Raw genomic sequence first — 15,530 nt, 5'->3', positions numbered from 1 at the left:
AAATCAGGCTTTTCAATTCATTAATTATCGGAACCAATGAATATGAGAACAAATTTAGCACAACAAGCAATTCAAGACAATTTAAATAACGATTTCTTACAAGGGGATACGGTGGTGCTAATCGCTCCAGTGACTCTTGTGAATCGTACTTTTGATACAGGCGATTTACTTTCCGTTGAGTACATAACCTCGTTGGGTGGTATTGGCGTTACAACGAATGGTGTGATCGTTGTGGTTGTAGATCCAACAGAGGTCCGTCATGCAACAACATTGGAGCTGAAATTAAAGCGCCGTTTAACAGATGCAGAACAAGCCTTAGCGGAGGTTCCATGATTACCAACAAGGCCATTCAAAAGAAGCCTGAGCATAAGCAGGTGATTGAGCTTCAATCATGGTACGAGCCAGCACTCCGCACATTAGATGGATTGCTGGAGATCCGTAGGGCAAATCTTCGCAAGATCAAGGGTGATGAAAAGAATGCTGCCGTCACCCGTGAAGAGTTTATGGAAACGTTGATCAATGAACATCATGTTTCAGTTTGGTATGCAGGTGAAATTATTTCAAGCCTACATCGAGCAGGTCATATTTTTATGTTTGGCCGCTTTATTAAAAATATCGAAAAAGGGGGTGCTCAGTGAGATATTCAGCTAAACGTGGGCAGAAAGATGTTCAAGCTCCAGCACCTATCGAGGTGATGATCCCTTTGCTTGATCCAGTGAAGATATACACACCTAAAGAACTTGCCGCAATGCCTTTATCAGTCATGAACCAAGCTATTGAGGCTCAGGAAGCTTATTTCATTCTTGAGCATACAACCCAAATGGGGGGGCAAGCCATAGCGATACGTCGCCAAATGCAAGAAGGTACCCAACTTATCCAGGTGAAAGAAAAGTCACGCACCAGGTACAAGATCAACAATCAATTTGTCGAACCTCGAATTATTCGTCAGTTGGAAAAACGTGGCTTAGTCAAATTGGAGGAAGCTAAATGAACTATTACCAACATCATATTGGGGATTTCAACAATGCGACTCGCCATTTGAGCTTGGTTGAGCGTGCTATTTATCGTGATTTACTGGATATGTATTACGACACAGAGCAACCCCTCGATGCTTCAAATTTGGATCGTTTGGCTCGCCGTGTTCAATGCTCAACAGATGAGCAAGTAAAAGCTCTTCAATATGTGCTAGATGAGTTTTTCATGTTGAATGATGGTCTTTATATCAACAATCGTTGTGAGCGTGAAATTGCTGAATACCACGGAAAGCGTAAACAAGCGAGCGAGGCGGGTAAAGCATCTGCTAAAAAGCGTGCAGCGAAAAAGCAACAAGACCCTAATGGTGGTTCATCACAAGTTAAGCTTACGAATAACGAGAGTTCAACGATCGTTGAAAATCCGTTAGACGAGAATTTAACGGACGAGCAACTAACCATAAACCATGAACCAGTAACCAATATTATTGATAGTAGTAGTAATACGTGTGAGGAAAATTTTCCATTACCAGCAATTCAGTTTTCACAATACAAATCTGAAGACCATAAGCGATATTCAATTCTCGAATGCGTAAATCAATACCCACTCCAAAACGATTTTATTGAACTTGGAAAACAAAGATTCAGTGAAGTTGAAATTCAAGATTTGATTTCCATGTTTACCAACTTTGGTGATTTCTTCACGGCAAAGGGTGGTGAATCCAAGAACACGCCAAGCCTATGGTTGGTCAAGTGGTACACATGGATTCAAAACAACAAGGATGCTACGAAACGCCAGCGTGAATCACAGTCAACACCTCAAAAACCAAAATCTCAATCAAGCGCAGGAAATAGAACTCAGGGTGAAGTCAATGAGTGGCTATCTGAAATTGGTGGTGAAGACACTCCATCAATTCGAGATGTTCATGAAGTGGAGGGTGTGAAATATGCGTAATGAATTAACACAAAATCAAGATCATTCTGTTCAACAGTTTAGTGAGCAAGATGCGCGTAAGTTGGTTGAAGACATGCTTTTGTCATACGGTAAACGCTTTACAGATCAATGGTCGGGTTTAAAAAAGGGGCAGGTGATTGATAAGTTTGTCCAAAAGCTTTCAGGTATCACCTTTGAGCAATTTAATCGGGGGCTGATTCGTCTTGAAACTTCAGCTTGGCCACCATCCGTAAACGAATTTAAAGATTGGTGTTTAGGCAAGTATGAATACCAAAGCCATGATGAGGCTTGGTTGCAGGCTCTGACTTACGAAAAACAGAATCGATCTCATGAAATCAATAAATTTGCAAAACAAGCATTTGATGAAGTTGTAAAGCCTTATGGATATTTAGGTTCAACGGATACGTTTTATAAAGTTTATAGCAGTGTTTACAAGCGAATCATAAGTGAGGCTAAGGAGCGCAATGAGGCGGATGAATTACTAGAAACAATTGCTCAATGTGGATTTACTGGTGATGATCCAAGCCACAAACCCGTGACCAACGATATTGCACGTCAGCAGCTGGAGAACCTAAAGCGAAAACTGAATGTCCGTAATCGTGAAATTCCGAGACCTCAAAAGCTTGAGGTGAATGAAGCTGCGAAGCGGGTTCAAAACGAGTGGCCAGACCCTTTTGATAATCCAAATGAGTATCAGGCAATGAAAGCCAATGGATTCAATCGTGTTGGGGGTGAAGCGTGAAGCAGCAGAACTTCAGTACAAAACAAGCCGTGAAACAAGGTGAACGAATGGTACTAGTTTTGAAAAGAATCATTCAGAAGTCTGGGCGAACCAGTTTGAAAGAAGTTACTGAGTGGATGGGGATATCACCACGTAATGCCAATGTGTTTGTTAATCAGCTTTTAGCAGAAGGGTATTTGGAGACAAACAGCAAAAGCCCTTTGAGTCTCAAGGCTACCGAAAAGGCTAAACGGTTATTTGAGGTGCAGCCATGAATTTAACAATCGAACAGATGCGAGAAATTGTGGCGGGTGCGCCAGAGTGGGCTGTGTTCTGGATTACACGAAATGAGTACCACATTTCAATGTTGAGCTTTCCGAATATGACAGGTCAGCAGAGCTTTTTAATCTCTGAGCTCCGCACCGCTCTAGCCGACTACGACCGAACCGACCATGTAACAGATATCCGCAATCACGTTAGCCCGAATACGAGAGTTTCAGAGCATAACAATATGCATTGCCAACACGGTTACGACGTTGCTTGTCTAATTTGTGGTTTCGGTACCGTTGATGGTAAGCGTGTTTGGCACAACAAAACAGAACCTAAAAAAGGCGACCGCGTAAAAGTAGATTTTATTGGTGAATCAGCAACGATTTACTCAGGTAAGCGATTCACTGGATACGGTGTGTTAGACCGAGTTGAAGATGGCCGTGTATTTGGGCGCTTGGATGATGGAACGCCGTTCATGTGTTTGTGTGCTGATGTGGAGGTGGTTGAGTGATGAGTAATCCATTTCATATTGGTGACAAGGTGATTCATGACGTTGAAGCATGGAAGCAACCAACAAGCACACTAACTGTGACGCATATTAAGAATTTTGCAGTCGCAGCAATTGATGACAGTGGGCAGAAATTTGTTGGAAATTATGGGTGTTTTACCTTGATTAAACGAGTTGCAAGTGACCAGCATCTCCCTCGCTGAATATCGAAAAATCTACAAACCAAAACGCAGGGCTAAACGTCATGCATCGGTCAAGAAGCAGCGTGTTGTTAGTGAGGGTGAGCAAACTCTAAGCCTACAACTCAAGGCGCTTAGAATTGAGTTTGAGCAGGAGTTTAAGTTTCACCCCACACGCAAATGGAGAGCTGATTTTCATTTGAAGGGTAAAAAGATATTGGTCGAAGTGGAAGGCGGGATCTGGAGTAATGGTAGGCATACAAGGGGTAAAGGGTATTTAGGAGACTTAGAGAAATATAACGCAGCAACGATGATGGGTTATCAGGTAATACGGTTTAGCACTGAGCAAGTGAAAAGCGGCAAAGCGATTGAGCAAATAGAGAAGATGGTAGGGGATTTGGGATGACGGCAGCAGTAACGATTATGCAAGCGACAGATTGGTCGAAATACAGTTTTGAAGAATGGTGTCGTCAGCTTGGAGCTTGGATAAATGGCGACAATGAAACCATGGTAATGGTTGTTAAAACTATGCCAACAAAAAGAATAACGCAGCAGCAACGTGAGCGGCTGCTTGCAATGTATATGTCTGACGAGACTCTTAGAGATCGCTTGTGTGTCCGCCGTAAAGGAACATGCTGCCAATTAGACTGCAACGAAGCGCGTGCGATTCAAAAACTATTAATTGACCTTCAGTCTATTAATGATGAGGTGGTTCAAGAGTGGATAGGGGCTATCTGGTGGCATTACGTCATGGGTGAGTCTATTCGAGATATTGCTGTAAGTAATGACACATATGGTTCTCAAATTCAGCAAGATATCAAATGTGGTTTGGCTTTCATAAAATCACGCTACCCGCATTTTGTGATTGATAAATTTACAAAAGCGGTTGAGCTGAGTCAGGATAATGAATCCGCTTGACTGTAAATACAGGGTATGGCATATTTCAGTTATAGTGGACGTACATATGGAAATTCACTTAATTACCGTAAAAAGCTCATCATTTGATGGGCTTTTTTTGTTGCTAGATAATTTGGTATAAAATGTGAATGAGATCTCAATATAAATCAAGTATATTAATTGGTATTAAGTTCTCCATGATAGTTACTATCAGTTTATACCTGCACCTTCCCCAAGTTGCAGGTTTTTTTTGCTTCATTTTTTGTGAGATTAATGATTTAATTATTTTGTTGTGAATAAAAACAACGATTCCTTGAATCAGCGCACATGACCAAGGGGAAAAGCCTTACAGTGATGTAGGGCTTTTTTATTGCTGTATACAAATTGCATGGGCTTTGATGGGCTTTTTAAACAACTAAGATGGTATAGTGACACTCTCTTTTAAATGCTCCTCTATATGCCTGAAATCTATAAATACATTTACACTCAGATAAGTATCTTCGGTTCATTACCAACACATAAAGTTCTTATAAATAGTACACATAACAAAACCAAATTAATTTTCGCTGATAATACTTTTGTTTATGGGGCTGTTTCTGATTGGGCATTAGGTCTATCCGGACTTGATTCGAGAAAATCAATATGGTCGGAAGAACCCAAGTTGTTTTTAGAGGGTGAAAAGAGAAGATTGAGCCTCTATCGAGCATCTCATCCAGCATTTATAACTGAAGCAATTTTAGGGTAGGCTTTAGATATTTTGAATGTCGTTAATACTATAAGTACTTATATTTCAAATAAAGTTTGCTTTGTGGGTGCTTAGGGCGTATAAAGCTAACTCGTTGATGCGGGATGGAGCAGTCTGGTAGCTCGTCGGGCTCATAACCCGAAGGTCGTTGGTTCAAATCCAGCTCCCGCTACCAACGAAAAAGATTCAAAGTTTATAGCCTAGTCCCCGTGGATTAGGCTTTTTTTATGGCGGCTTGACTTTATTCGTAGTGGTTTAAATTTTAATGCCGCCACCCAGATATTTAATTACATCAAAGCTCGGTCAAATGATTGGGCTTTTTTGTTGCCGAAATTTGGCAACCATATCCTGTGAGTGTGCCAGCTTACAGAACATGCCTTGAGTAAATGCCTAGATGGTTTAGGCAATTCCAGCTAGGGCTTGGCAACCCAACCTTAAAGAGAATGAAAGCAAGTAAAGTTAACCGTGCATGTAAGGTTGATGTGATTGTGAGTAGCGGTAGATCAGTTGCCGAGCTGGTCAATATCGTAATCTAAGGCAAGGATGTGGTAATTTGCCACATCCTTTTTTTAAGCGCCATTAGCTCAACTGGATAGAGCATGGGTTTTCTATACCAATGGTTGTGGGTTCGAATCCTACATGGCGCACCAATATTCAGGAGAACAAAATGCTCCGACTACTAATGTGTTTATTTGGCTTTCATGGTGCAAAAGAAATCGATTACACGGTTGATGATGAAGAAATCAAGGTGTGTCGGGATTGTTTGAAAGAAATAAAGTGACTTAATTCAATTTAATCGTTAAAATCACTTAGTAGTTAATAGTTTATTTTTAAAACGAGTTAGATCTCAAATATAATACATATTATCTTACCGATTATTCAAAATCTCCACATTTTGGATTTCAAGTTTCGCCCACATCGACCCCAATGATGTGGGTTTTTTTTGACTAAAAAATTGCCGAACGTATTACGGCACATAAACCCCGCTGAGATAACAAACTTGGCGGGGTTTTTCTTTTCTTATTTGAACTATCCGGAAATACCGGAGGGTTGGGATTTATGGCGGACAAAGTACAAGCTAAAAAAGACTTAGAATTTTGCAGTGCTGAGCTGTCTAAGTACCAAAACTTAAGCCGTTCGGGTTTGACTCGGGATGAGATGCTGGCGATAGATGGCATCATGATTAAGTTGAAACAGCGGGTTAAGAATTTAAGAACAAGCCTGTACGAATAATTAACAAATAAACGGCTCTTGTATAATTTCTTACATATCTATCACTGTAAATTGTGAGAAATGTATTCTTTTAGTGTTGATAATTTTTTTAATTGTGAGAGTATAAAAAAAGAACAATAAAGGGAGAAAAGTATGGCTTCACAAGATGTGCTTGTAATCTCGGTTTCGGCCTTTGTCCTTGCATTAACGATTTATGAGTTTGGGCAGATGTCGATGTTGTTTTAAACTAAACCACCTTCGGGTGGTTTTTTAATGGGCGCAATATATGAAAAGGCCACAACCACCGGAACGACTTCTAAATATAGACCCTTTAGATAATGTTGATTTTGAGCCAGCAAAAGAGCTTGAAGAGTGGATTATCGATACTTTCATTTCCAGTGATGGAAAGCTCTACAACCCTGATCATGAACATATATCGCCGTGGTCTAGCACCTTATTTAAAGTACTATGGGCATCTTCTGCATTCATCAAAGCTGACAGAGTTGTATTGGGTCAAACTGAGAAGTTTTCGCCTATGGCAGGTGGCTGGCGAAAGTTACGACAAGAAAAACAAATGATTGATTGGTTTGGCTGTGTACCAGACTTCATCATTACTATCGATGCAAAGTTTGCATCGCAGGCAAGCGATACAGAATTTTGCGCATTGATTGAGCATGAGCTTTACCACCTTGGTGCCAAGCGGGACGAAGATGGGAATTACTTAATAAGTCCTTCAACGGGTGAATATAAATACTATTTAAGACCACACGATGTAGAAGAGTTTCATGGTGTGGTTCAACGCTATGGTGCATCAGAAGATGTGCAGAAGATGGTAGACCTTGCTAATGATGGGCCAACAATTGGAAAAGCTAAAATTGCACACGCTTGTGGTACCTGTCTTTTAAAATTGGCTTAAATTTTTTTGCCTATTTTGTGATACGTAGTGATACAAAGAGGTGGTTATGGCAGCCCTAAAAGAGCCTGTAAAAATATTTATAGTTCAAGCTCTTGCGTGCCGTGACACCCCACAAGAAGTAGCGGAGCTTGTATCACAAGAATTTGGGGTGAAAATTGATCGAGTACAATGCTCAACATACGATCCCACAAAACAACGCGGTAAAAATCTTTCCAAGAAATTTGTCGACCTTTTTTATGAGACCCGTGAGAAGTTTGATGCTGGATTGATTGATATTCCGATTACTCAAAAGTATTACCGCTTAAAGCAGTATCAAAAGCATCTTGAAAAAAATGCCAGAAATACCGTGATGTCACTAAATATCATGAAGCAAGCAGCACAAGACTTGGGTGGTCAATTTACCAATCGACAAGAGATCACAGGCAAAGACGGCAAGCCAATAGAGACTGTGAGTTCTAATGTTTCAACTGAAAGCTACCTTACAGCAAGGGAGCAGGCGTTAAATGATTATTGACCCAGCGCGCGAGCTTGCGATCCAAATTGAAGCGCAGCAAGACCTGTACTTCTTTTCGCGGTACATGTTCAAAGAGCGCCGCAAGTACAAGTGGATGCATAACTGGCACCATCGTGTGGTTTGCGATGCTTTAATGAAAGTATTCCGTGGTGAAACTAAGCGTTTAATCATCAATATTCCACCACGTTATTCCAAGACTGAATTGGCTGTGATTAATTTCATGGCTTGGTGCTTTGGCAAGGTGCCTGATTGTGAGTTTATTCATATCAGCTACTCTGCGACATTGGCAGCTAATAACGCATTTCAGACGCGAAATTTGGTACAGGAAACAGCATACAAACGCGTATTTCCTGAATTTCAGCTACGCGATGACAGTAAGGCTAAAGATGATTGGCGCACTCAAGCGGGCGGTGTCTGCTACGCACAGGGTACAGGCGGTACGATCACGGGTTTTGGTGCTGGTAAGATCCGAAAGGAATTTGGTGGGGCTATCATCATTGATGACCCACACAAAGCCAGTGAAGCAAGCTCTGACACAATTCGCGGTAACGTTATTGAGTGGTTTCAAAACACGCTTGAGTCGCGGACAAATTCACCTGATACACCAATTATTGTCATCATGCAGCGCTTACATGAAGAAGATCTTGCAGGTTGGTTGCTTGCTGGCGGTAATGGTGAAGAATGGGAACACTTATGTCTGCCAGCGATTCAAGATGATGGCACAGCGCTATGGCCTGCTAAGCATTCAATTGAACGCCTAAAGGTGATGGAGGATGCGGCGCCTTATGTGTTCTCAGGTCAGTATCGACAATTACCATCACCGCCAGCAGGCGGTTTTTTTAAACCTGATCGAATTGAAATTGTTGATGCGATGCCTGCGGAATTTATCAAAGAAGTCCGCGCTTGGGATTTGGCTGCTTCTGAAAACGAAGGTGACTGGACGGCTGGTCCACGAATGCTCAAGACCAAAGAAAACATCATTTACATCGTGGATATGGTGCGCGGCAGATGGGGGCCTGATGGTGTCGAAAATACAATTATTCAGACAGCTCAGATGGATGGTAAATCAGTAATGATTCGGTTGCCGCAAGATCCAGGTCAAGCAGGTAAATCACAGGCTAAAAACTTTGTGACGAAGCTTTCTGGATTCCGAGTAAAAGCTGAAACAGTTTCAGGTGACAAGATTACTCGTGCACAACCTTTTGCAGCACAGGTCAACATCGGGAACGTGAAGATGCTTCGCGGTGATTGGAACAAAGCGCTCGTTGATGAGTTACGCAACTTTCCCAATGGCAAACATGACGACCAAGTGGATGGCTGTAGTGATGGGTTTAACGAGTTAAATGAGGCCCCTCAAGTCACTCACATCGACCTACCAATGTTTGGATTCTAATATGAGCATTACAGCAACACATGCTGACTATGATAAGCACATTGCGACTTGGAATAAGTTGGATGATGCTTGTGGTGGTCAGGAAGTAATTAAAGAAAAACGTGAAGTTTATTTGCCACTACCTACACTATTTAAATCCCCTAAAGATTTAGATGGTAAGGGGCGATATGGGGAATATCTGCTCCGTGCAATCTTTCCAGGTGTAACAAGTCGAACGCTTGCCAGTCATATCGGATTGGCATTTGGGAAAACACCTGTATTCAATCGTCCACGTACGCTGGAATATTTAGAACGCAATGCCGATGGCGCTGGACGTTCAATTTGGCAATGTGCACAGCGTGCGACACGACTGGTAAATAAAAACTATCGCTGTGGGGTTTACGTTGACTACCCAGCAGTAGCACCCAGCAAAAATAAGGAAGAGGAAAAGTTAAAAGGCGCTTTTCCGATGATTCATATTATAAAAGCGGGTGCAATCAAGGATTGGGATTACATCATTGTTGGCAATCAAAAAAAGCTTAGCTTTGTAAAATTGTTGGAAACAGTGAAAGTACGCAACGGCTTTGCTGTTGAGTCAAATGATCAGTATCGTATTTTGCTGTTGGAAGAAACGGCTAATGGGCATGTTTATACAGTGCAGATCCACTCAAAGGATGAGAAAGGACAATGGGTAGAAGGTGAGAAGTTTATTCCAACTGACTACCACGGCAAGCCATGGGACTACATCCCTTTCACGTTTTGTGGCGCCGTGGACAATTCAGATGAGATTGGAACTGCTCCATTGTATGAATTGGCTTCAATGGAGCTTTCATACTATGCCAGTACCGCAGATGTGGAAGAGTCTGCATTTATTGTTGGTCAGCCTACGTTGTGCTTCCCAAGCATCACATCAGAGCAGTATGCCATGGTGAAAGAATCTGGTGCCAGTGTCGGTAGCCGTTCAGGAATTCCAACAGATGCGAAGATGGTCCAAGCAGAAAAGAATGGTTTGGCCTATGAGCGTATGAATGACAAATGGAATCAGATGAAAGAGCTGGGTGCACGCTTGATCGAGGTTGGTTCCGCTAATAAGACTGCTACACAGGCAGATAATGATAGTTCGGTGCAACATTCTGTTTTGTCGTTGGTCGTGGCCAACGTGTCTGAAGCATTCACCATAGCATTACGTTGGTGTGCAAAGTTTGTTATCCCTGAGCATGATTTAAAGGTGGATGAGCTAAGTTTCACAATTGCTCAGGATTTTAATAAACCTAAATACGATGCCACACGCTCTAAACTCATTTACGAAGCTTGTTTAGCTGGTGAGCTGCCGATGTATGTGTGGTACCACTATGAGCAGACTGGTACATTCCCTGAAGATAAATGGGAGGACATCGTAAAGAAAATTGAAAAGCGGGATGATGGTGGAATGAATAATCCACCAAATGATGAGGAATAAAGATGGATAAATCAGCGCAGAAAGCCCTTATTGATGCGCTGACTCAGCATCAGGCATATCTGTACCGAGCGTCATCACAATCAGTTAATGAGCTAATCAAGCGCTTTAATTCGCTCTCAAATACTCAATTACAGCGATTATCAGAACTGCTTGAAGAATTAACCGATTCAGAACGAAATGCGCTTAAATCGTTTAATTTTGGTAGTAAAGCAAAGACATCTAAACTCATTGAAGAAATCAAAACCATTCTTGATGAGTGGTTCACTTCGATTGATGTGGACTTGTCTGAAAAGTTTCACAAGTCTGCTTTGGATTTGGCGATATATGAAGCTGCATACACAGCAAAACTTGCTGGTGATACTGCTATGGTGGTCGCTGGTGCTGAGATTTATAAGACAGCAAGAAAAACGCCTTTTGCTGGCGGTCAGTTGGTGGATTATCTGTTTGCTGATATTGCCGATTCATTGCGTAAAAAGGTGGAGTACGTCATTCGTGATGGTGTTTCACAAGGTCAGACCAATCAGCAGATTGTTCAGCGGATTAAAGGCAAGAAATCCTTAGATTATAAAGATGGATTGTTTAAATCATCGCGTGAATCGATTGAACGGCAAGTAAGGACTGTGAGAAGTCATGTGGCGAATGCGGCTTATGAAGAAACCTACAAGGCTTTGGGTTTTACGCATCTTAAATTCATTGCAACACTGGATGGCAGAACCTCCAAAACATGCGGAAGTTTAGACCAGACTGTATGGAAGGTTGGTGATTCAGGTATTAGGCGACCGCCTTTGCATCCGAATTGCCGATCTGTATTGGTTGGTGTAGATGCTGATGGTGAATTGCCTGGACAACGCCCATTTGTAATGGATGAGCGCAAAGTGAAGGACATCCCAAAAGATGAGCGTAAGGATCTGATAGGCCAGCTTGATGCCAATACTTCATTTAAAGACTTCTTTGATCAGACAGATGAGTTTTTCCAGAAAGAGTGGCTCGGGCCATCGCGTTACAAGCTGTACAAAGATGGCGGATATAGTCTGGATAAGTTTACCGATCCAGTGGGTCGAGAATATACACTGGCTGAGCTTAAGGCTTTGGATGAGAAGACGTTCAAGGAGGTGGGATTGTGAGCCTAATAACATCAGTTTTAGATATTAATGAAATTCGCTACATCTTGAGTATAGATCTCATTTTAATTCCATTTCGTGCCAACGTGGTGCGCAGACAAATGATGTGGATGAGTCTTGGTTATTCAGTTAGAAAGCCGTTAGCCCATGACCACACCTGAACAACAAATCATTTATGACTTAATTTTGAAGGCTTGGACAAATGAAAGACGTTGAGTTAAAGCTTATTGAAGGCACTAATCAATTTGTACTTGTAGATGCAGAAACCAAACAAGAGATAGGTATTCAGTCAAATGTTAGTGCTGAGTGTGGTGTGGATGGAATGACGATTGTGACTGCAACCTTCCAGCTACCACCTAAGAAAAAGACACCTGTTATGCGAAGCCAAATTAATCAAAAAGATATTGAGTTGATCAATCAGCGCAAATAAACCAAATCCAAACCTAGACCTAAACGGGTCTTTTTTTATGCCTGCTGAAAGCGGATGCGGACAGCGTAACGAGCGGATGCTCATTCAACATGGTGGAAACCTATGAAACTTAAAACACAAACAATCGACGGTAAAACATATGCAGAAGTAGACACTCAAGGGCTTCCAGTCTATGTGCATGATGATGGGAAAGAGGTTGGCTTTGATGCTGGTTCAGCAATGCAAAAGATCAGCACTCTAAATGCGGAAGCAAAAACCCATCGTGAAGCAAAAGAAAAAGCCGAGTCCACACTAAAAGCATTTGAAGGCATTGAAGATCCAGTGGCAGCCAAAAAAGCTTTAGAAACCTTGAAAAACTTCGACGATAAAAAACTGGTGGATGCTGGCGAAGTCGAAAAAATCAAACTCGAAGCAATTAAGGCAGTCGAAGAAAAGTACGCACCAATTGTTCAGGAGCGTGATGCTTTTCAATCTCAGCTGCATAACGAACTTATCGGTGGCGGGTTTGCTCGTTCTAAGTTTATTCAAGACAACATCGCTGTACCTGTGGACATGGTCCAAGCCCAATTTGGGAAAAGCTTCAAGATCGAAGAAGGCAAGGTTGTGGCCTACGGTACGGATGGTCAAAAAATCTATTCACGCGCGCGCCCTGGTGAAGTCGCTGACTTTGACGAGGCTTTGGAGTCTTTAGTTGGTGGATACCAATACAAAGATTCGATTTTAAAAGGTAGTCAATCGCAGGGTGGCGGATTCCAGGGCGGTGGTGGAAATAAATCAGGCCCTAAATCTTTGGCTGAATGCAAAACCAAAGAAGAGAAAATTGCTTACATGAAGCAAGTGGGCGAACAAGCATAAATTAATTTAAGGAGAGGCTCATGCCTTTTGATTTACAGGTTTTTAATAAGCAAACCTATGCTGCAATGACTGAAACTGTGGCACAGGATATTGATAAGTTCAATGAAGCATCTCAAGGTGCTATTCAGTTGATCAATGAGCCTTTCGGTGGTGACTTCAATATTGAAGCATCATTCAAAGCAATTGCTGGTTTAGTACGTCGTCGTAATGCATACGGCACCGGAACTGTGGCGGCAAAACGCTTGGAGCAAATGCTCGACGTAGCTGTAAAGGTTGCAGCAGGTACACCGCCAATTGAATATGAAAAACAGCAGTATTCCTGGATTCTTCAAAACCCTGAACTTGCAGCTTTGACCGTTGGTGAGCAGCTGGCGAAAGCTCGTCTAGCAGATATGCTGAATGCGGGTATTTTGGGGGCATCTTCTGCGATTTCAGGCAATGTAAACGCGGTGCACGGTAATGGTACTGATGCAGCATCATTCCGCTTGCTTAACGTGGGTGCCGCGAAACTTGGTGACCGTTCAAGTGCAATTCGTGCTTGGATTGTTCACTCTACAACTATGCATAACCTGTTTGATAATGCTTTGGCTAACTCTGAAAACCTTTTCCGCTATGACGGTGTGAATGTGGTGCGCGATCCGTTTGGTCGTGTGTTTGTGGTAACTGATGCGCCTGCTTTGGTAGGTGATAATGCTGGCACTGCATTCTACAACACGCTTGGCTTAGTTGAAGGTGCTGTTGTTGTGAACGACAACAATGACTTCAATGCTGAGCTTGTACCGGGTACTGGTGGTGAGAATATCAAGTACACCTACCAAGCTGAATGGACATTCGGTGCAGGTGTGAAGGGTTATGCATGGGATGTAGCAGCAGGCGGCAAGTCACCTACTGATGCAGCCATCGGCACACCAACTAACTGGGATTTGATCGCTTCAAGCGTGAAAGATACCGCTGGTGTATTAATCAAATCTGCCTAATTGAACTGCCCCGAGAGGGGCTTTTCTTTATCTGATTGGGAATAAAAAATGAAACAAGAGTCAAATAAGCGACTGTATTTTACCAATGATTTCTCGCCTGAAAATGTGGCAGAGCTACAAGCTCAAGGCTATACATTACGCAAGGCGAGTGCCTATCATGAAGCCGACACACTGGAGGCGTGTGCAGAGGTAGCTGGTGATGTGCCTCAAGCCTATCTCGACCTGATAAAACGCAATAAAGCCAATATCGTTACAGCGAATGTACAGGTGAGTATTACTCCCGAACTGCAAAAGGTTATTGATGATGCAAAAGCCGAATGCGCCAAGGTTGTTGCTGAAAATGATGAGTTAAAACAACAGGTGGAAACATTAAAGGCTGGGCTGATTCAGGGTAAACCTGCTGATTTGACTGGCTTAGTTCCTGTAGAACAATTTGATGCGGTCGCGCTTGATTTAACCAACACAAAAGAGCAGTTGGCCACAGCACAAGGTGAGCTGATTTCTTTCAAAAACGATGTTGGCGCAATGCAAGCTCGTATCACTGAGCTTCAATCAGTGGATTATTCAAAACTTAAAGTGGATGAGCTAAAAGATGTTCTGAAATTGAAAGGAATTGAATTCTCATCTGATGCCAAAAAGGATGATTTGCTGGCTCACTTAATTCCAAAGGAATAATGCTATGAGTTTTATTACTGTTGAAGAAGCTGAATCTATCCTTGGGGCAGACTTTGCCGATGATAGTGATAAAGCTCGTTTGATTAAACTAGCAAACACATGGATGAAGAATGAAGTTGGTTTTGTTCCCGATCCGATTGACCCACTGTTAAGAGACGCTGCCTGCGAGATTATTAAGGGTATTCAGGCTGGCGTGATTTATTCAGGTATTGCACGCCAAACCACAAGTGAAAGCGTAAAGGCTGATACAGTCCAAGTCACTGAAAGCTTTGCCGAGGGTAGTGTGGAAATATCAGAATTTGAGCAGATTGCTCTTGCCTTTATTGACTCGTTGAATTTAAAACCTAAAGGATTTGGATTTGAGGTGTTTCGGGCATGATCAAGAATAAAATTCAATCTAAGGTTGCGAAAGCCTTTGATAAAAAGCTTGCCGACGCAGTTGACACCTTCACCTGTGAAAAGCCGATTTATTCAGGCGAGTTTGATTTTGAAACGCAAACTTATCCAGTCGTAGGAAGTGAATCATATTCAGGGCGTGGCGTACTGTTTGGCTCGTATTTAAAAGATTTAGTAAAGCCTGCTGACTATCAGGCCGAAGATGCAAAAGCGATTGTTCTGCAAAATGAAGTAACCGCTGTACCTCAGATTGATGATGTTTGGGTAACCAGTAAAGGCGATTTTAAAGTCGTGAATATTGGTGCAGACCCAACGGATAGTATTTGGGTTTGCCAGTTGCGGAAAGTTTAGTAATAT

The 15,530-nt window shown here is 42.2% G+C and carries 24 protein-coding genes and 2 tRNA genes; all 26 read left to right on the top strand.

Going from position 1 to position 15,530, the window contains the following annotated elements; genetic code table 11:
• Positions 1–42: 42 nt before the first annotated feature.
• The 26 genes from AC5EUN_RS08625 to AC5EUN_RS08500 all read left to right on the top strand — a co-directional run bounded on the left by AC5EUN_RS08625 (position 43) and on the right by AC5EUN_RS08500 (position 15,524).
• Positions 43–333: a hypothetical protein gene (locus AC5EUN_RS08625; RefSeq protein ID WP_130234758.1), complete on the top strand. Its 291-nt coding sequence runs from the start codon at positions 43–45 to the stop codon at positions 331–333.
• The gene (locus AC5EUN_RS08620) at positions 330–638 is read left to right on the top strand and encodes a hypothetical protein (RefSeq protein ID WP_094148391.1); all 309 of its coding nucleotides are present in this window, start codon (positions 330–332) and stop codon (positions 636–638) included. The genes AC5EUN_RS08625 and AC5EUN_RS08620 overlap by 4 nt, the downstream gene beginning before the upstream one ends.
• Complete coding sequence (locus tag AC5EUN_RS08615; protein WP_131230307.1) at positions 635–991, top strand: hypothetical protein; 357 nt, start codon at positions 635–637, stop codon at positions 989–991. Before AC5EUN_RS08620 ends, AC5EUN_RS08615 begins: the two co-directional genes overlap by 4 nt.
• On the top strand, positions 988–1,926 hold the full coding sequence (locus tag AC5EUN_RS08610; protein ID WP_493352282.1) for a YdaU family protein: 939 nt from the start codon (positions 988–990) through the stop codon (positions 1,924–1,926). Before AC5EUN_RS08615 ends, AC5EUN_RS08610 begins: the two co-directional genes overlap by 4 nt.
• The gene (locus tag AC5EUN_RS08605; RefSeq protein WP_493352281.1) at positions 1,919–2,668 is read left to right on the top strand and encodes a hypothetical protein; all 750 of its coding nucleotides are present in this window, start codon (positions 1,919–1,921) and stop codon (positions 2,666–2,668) included. Before AC5EUN_RS08610 ends, AC5EUN_RS08605 begins: the two co-directional genes overlap by 8 nt.
• The gene (locus AC5EUN_RS08600) at positions 2,665–2,922 is read left to right on the top strand and encodes a winged helix-turn-helix domain-containing protein (RefSeq protein WP_392453506.1); all 258 of its coding nucleotides are present in this window, start codon (positions 2,665–2,667) and stop codon (positions 2,920–2,922) included. The genes AC5EUN_RS08605 and AC5EUN_RS08600 overlap by 4 nt, the downstream gene beginning before the upstream one ends.
• Positions 2,919–3,428: an FKBP-type peptidyl-prolyl cis-trans isomerase gene (locus AC5EUN_RS08595; RefSeq protein WP_392453507.1), complete on the top strand. Its 510-nt coding sequence runs from the start codon at positions 2,919–2,921 to the stop codon at positions 3,426–3,428. The genes AC5EUN_RS08600 and AC5EUN_RS08595 overlap by 4 nt, the downstream gene beginning before the upstream one ends.
• Positions 3,428–3,628 carry a hypothetical protein gene (locus tag AC5EUN_RS08590; protein WP_392453508.1) on the top strand — a complete coding sequence of 67 codons (201 nt, stop codon included), beginning with the start codon at positions 3,428–3,430 and terminating at the stop codon, positions 3,626–3,628. Before AC5EUN_RS08595 ends, AC5EUN_RS08590 begins: the two co-directional genes overlap by 1 nt.
• The gene (locus tag AC5EUN_RS08585; protein WP_493352280.1) at positions 3,606–4,010 is read left to right on the top strand and encodes a DUF559 domain-containing protein; all 405 of its coding nucleotides are present in this window, start codon (positions 3,606–3,608) and stop codon (positions 4,008–4,010) included. The genes AC5EUN_RS08590 and AC5EUN_RS08585 overlap by 23 nt, the downstream gene beginning before the upstream one ends.
• A complete protein-coding gene (locus AC5EUN_RS08580; protein ID WP_279679416.1) occupies positions 4,007–4,522 on the top strand; it encodes a hypothetical protein in 516 nt (171 codons plus the stop codon). The genes AC5EUN_RS08585 and AC5EUN_RS08580 overlap by 4 nt, the downstream gene beginning before the upstream one ends.
• Positions 4,523–4,958: 436 nt before the next feature.
• Complete coding sequence (locus tag AC5EUN_RS08575) at positions 4,959–5,246, top strand: hypothetical protein (RefSeq protein WP_493352279.1); 288 nt, start codon at positions 4,959–4,961, stop codon at positions 5,244–5,246.
• 98 nt (positions 5,247–5,344) lie between these two features.
• A tRNA-Met gene (locus tag AC5EUN_RS08570) sits at positions 5,345–5,421 on the top strand.
• Between the two features lie 398 nt (positions 5,422–5,819).
• A tRNA-Arg gene (locus tag AC5EUN_RS08565) sits at positions 5,820–5,896 on the top strand.
• A 409-nt stretch (positions 5,897–6,305) separates the two neighbouring features.
• A complete protein-coding gene (locus AC5EUN_RS08560) occupies positions 6,306–6,479 on the top strand; it encodes a hypothetical protein (protein WP_201951032.1) in 174 nt (57 codons plus the stop codon).
• 265 nt (positions 6,480–6,744) lie between these two features.
• A complete protein-coding gene (locus tag AC5EUN_RS08555; RefSeq protein WP_130234767.1) occupies positions 6,745–7,374 on the top strand; it encodes a putative metallopeptidase in 630 nt (209 codons plus the stop codon).
• Positions 7,375–7,420: 46 nt separating this feature from the next.
• Positions 7,421–7,888, top strand: a complete 468-nt coding sequence (locus tag AC5EUN_RS08550) for a DUF2280 domain-containing protein (RefSeq protein ID WP_130234768.1) — start codon at positions 7,421–7,423, stop codon at positions 7,886–7,888.
• Positions 7,878–9,281, top strand: a complete 1,404-nt coding sequence (terL, locus tag AC5EUN_RS08545) for a phage terminase large subunit (protein ID WP_279731191.1) — start codon at positions 7,878–7,880, stop codon at positions 9,279–9,281. The genes AC5EUN_RS08550 and terL overlap by 11 nt, the downstream gene beginning before the upstream one ends.
• A gap of 1 nt (position 9,282) precedes the next feature.
• On the top strand, positions 9,283–10,719 hold the full coding sequence (locus tag AC5EUN_RS08540; RefSeq protein ID WP_279731190.1) for a DUF4055 domain-containing protein: 1,437 nt from the start codon (positions 9,283–9,285) through the stop codon (positions 10,717–10,719).
• 2 nt (positions 10,720–10,721) lie between these two features.
• Positions 10,722–11,843 (top strand): minor capsid protein, encoded by a 1,122-nt coding sequence (locus tag AC5EUN_RS08535; protein WP_493352278.1) that lies wholly within the window; start codon positions 10,722–10,724, stop codon positions 11,841–11,843.
• On the top strand, positions 11,840–12,001 hold the full coding sequence (locus AC5EUN_RS08530) for a hypothetical protein (RefSeq protein WP_493352277.1): 162 nt from the start codon (positions 11,840–11,842) through the stop codon (positions 11,999–12,001). The genes AC5EUN_RS08535 and AC5EUN_RS08530 overlap by 4 nt, the downstream gene beginning before the upstream one ends.
• A 41-nt stretch (positions 12,002–12,042) precedes the next feature.
• Positions 12,043–12,270 (top strand): hypothetical protein, encoded by a 228-nt coding sequence (locus AC5EUN_RS08525; protein ID WP_493352276.1) that lies wholly within the window; start codon positions 12,043–12,045, stop codon positions 12,268–12,270.
• Positions 12,271–12,372: 102 nt separating this feature from the next.
• Positions 12,373–13,125, top strand: a complete 753-nt coding sequence (locus tag AC5EUN_RS08520) for a DUF6651 domain-containing protein (RefSeq protein ID WP_493352275.1) — start codon at positions 12,373–12,375, stop codon at positions 13,123–13,125.
• 20 nt (positions 13,126–13,145) lie between these two features.
• Positions 13,146–14,102, top strand: a complete 957-nt coding sequence (locus AC5EUN_RS08515) for a major capsid protein (protein ID WP_279731185.1) — start codon at positions 13,146–13,148, stop codon at positions 14,100–14,102.
• A gap of 48 nt (positions 14,103–14,150) precedes the next feature.
• Entirely contained in the window at positions 14,151–14,777 is a 627-nt protein-coding gene (locus AC5EUN_RS08510; protein ID WP_493352274.1) for a HeH/LEM domain-containing protein, read from the top strand.
• Between the two features lie 4 nt (positions 14,778–14,781).
• Positions 14,782–15,156, top strand: coding sequence for a hypothetical protein (locus AC5EUN_RS08505; protein WP_395000995.1), 375 nt, complete (start codon positions 14,782–14,784; stop codon positions 15,154–15,156).
• Positions 15,153–15,524 (top strand): glutamate 5-kinase, encoded by a 372-nt coding sequence (locus tag AC5EUN_RS08500; RefSeq protein WP_493352273.1) that lies wholly within the window; start codon positions 15,153–15,155, stop codon positions 15,522–15,524. Before AC5EUN_RS08505 ends, AC5EUN_RS08500 begins: the two co-directional genes overlap by 4 nt.
• The last annotated feature ends 6 nt before the right edge of the window (positions 15,525–15,530 follow it).

Source organism: Acinetobacter sp. CAU_H_S170_2 (assembly GCF_058890445.1).
Note: the sequence above shows the minus strand (reverse complement) of the source record. Positions and strands in the feature narration are given on the sequence as shown.

Excerpts from the sequence above, each read along its gene's own strand:
- AC5EUN_RS08625 (WP_130234758.1), top strand. The coding sequence starts at position 43 with ATGAGAACAAATTTAGCACAACAAGCAATTCAAGACAATTTAAATAAC.
- AC5EUN_RS08620 (WP_094148391.1), top strand. The coding sequence starts at position 330 with ATGATTACCAACAAGGCCATTCAAAAGAAGCCTGAGCATAAGCAGGTG.
- AC5EUN_RS08610 (WP_493352282.1), top strand. The coding sequence starts at position 988 with ATGAACTATTACCAACATCATATTGGGGATTTCAACAATGCGACTCGC.
- AC5EUN_RS08605 (WP_493352281.1), top strand. The coding sequence starts at position 1,919 with ATGCGTAATGAATTAACACAAAATCAAGATCATTCTGTTCAACAGTTT.
- AC5EUN_RS08595 (WP_392453507.1), top strand. The coding sequence starts at position 2,919 with ATGAATTTAACAATCGAACAGATGCGAGAAATTGTGGCGGGTGCGCCA.
- AC5EUN_RS08590 (WP_392453508.1), top strand. The coding sequence starts at position 3,428 with ATGAGTAATCCATTTCATATTGGTGACAAGGTGATTCATGACGTTGAA.
- AC5EUN_RS08580 (WP_279679416.1), top strand. The coding sequence starts at position 4,007 with ATGACGGCAGCAGTAACGATTATGCAAGCGACAGATTGGTCGAAATAC.
- AC5EUN_RS08575 (WP_493352279.1), top strand. The coding sequence starts at position 4,959 with ATGCCTGAAATCTATAAATACATTTACACTCAGATAAGTATCTTCGGT.
- AC5EUN_RS08560 (WP_201951032.1), top strand. The coding sequence starts at position 6,306 with ATGGCGGACAAAGTACAAGCTAAAAAAGACTTAGAATTTTGCAGTGCT.
- AC5EUN_RS08555 (WP_130234767.1), top strand. The coding sequence starts at position 6,745 with ATGAAAAGGCCACAACCACCGGAACGACTTCTAAATATAGACCCTTTA.
- AC5EUN_RS08550 (WP_130234768.1), top strand. The coding sequence starts at position 7,421 with ATGGCAGCCCTAAAAGAGCCTGTAAAAATATTTATAGTTCAAGCTCTT.
- terL (WP_279731191.1), top strand. The coding sequence starts at position 7,878 with ATGATTATTGACCCAGCGCGCGAGCTTGCGATCCAAATTGAAGCGCAG.
- AC5EUN_RS08540 (WP_279731190.1), top strand. The coding sequence starts at position 9,283 with ATGAGCATTACAGCAACACATGCTGACTATGATAAGCACATTGCGACT.
- AC5EUN_RS08535 (WP_493352278.1), top strand. The coding sequence starts at position 10,722 with ATGGATAAATCAGCGCAGAAAGCCCTTATTGATGCGCTGACTCAGCAT.
- AC5EUN_RS08525 (WP_493352276.1), top strand. The coding sequence starts at position 12,043 with ATGAAAGACGTTGAGTTAAAGCTTATTGAAGGCACTAATCAATTTGTA.
- AC5EUN_RS08520 (WP_493352275.1), top strand. The coding sequence starts at position 12,373 with ATGAAACTTAAAACACAAACAATCGACGGTAAAACATATGCAGAAGTA.
- AC5EUN_RS08515 (WP_279731185.1), top strand. The coding sequence starts at position 13,146 with ATGCCTTTTGATTTACAGGTTTTTAATAAGCAAACCTATGCTGCAATG.
- AC5EUN_RS08510 (WP_493352274.1), top strand. The coding sequence starts at position 14,151 with ATGAAACAAGAGTCAAATAAGCGACTGTATTTTACCAATGATTTCTCG.
- AC5EUN_RS08505 (WP_395000995.1), top strand. The coding sequence starts at position 14,782 with ATGAGTTTTATTACTGTTGAAGAAGCTGAATCTATCCTTGGGGCAGAC.
- AC5EUN_RS08500 (WP_493352273.1), top strand. The coding sequence starts at position 15,153 with ATGATCAAGAATAAAATTCAATCTAAGGTTGCGAAAGCCTTTGATAAA.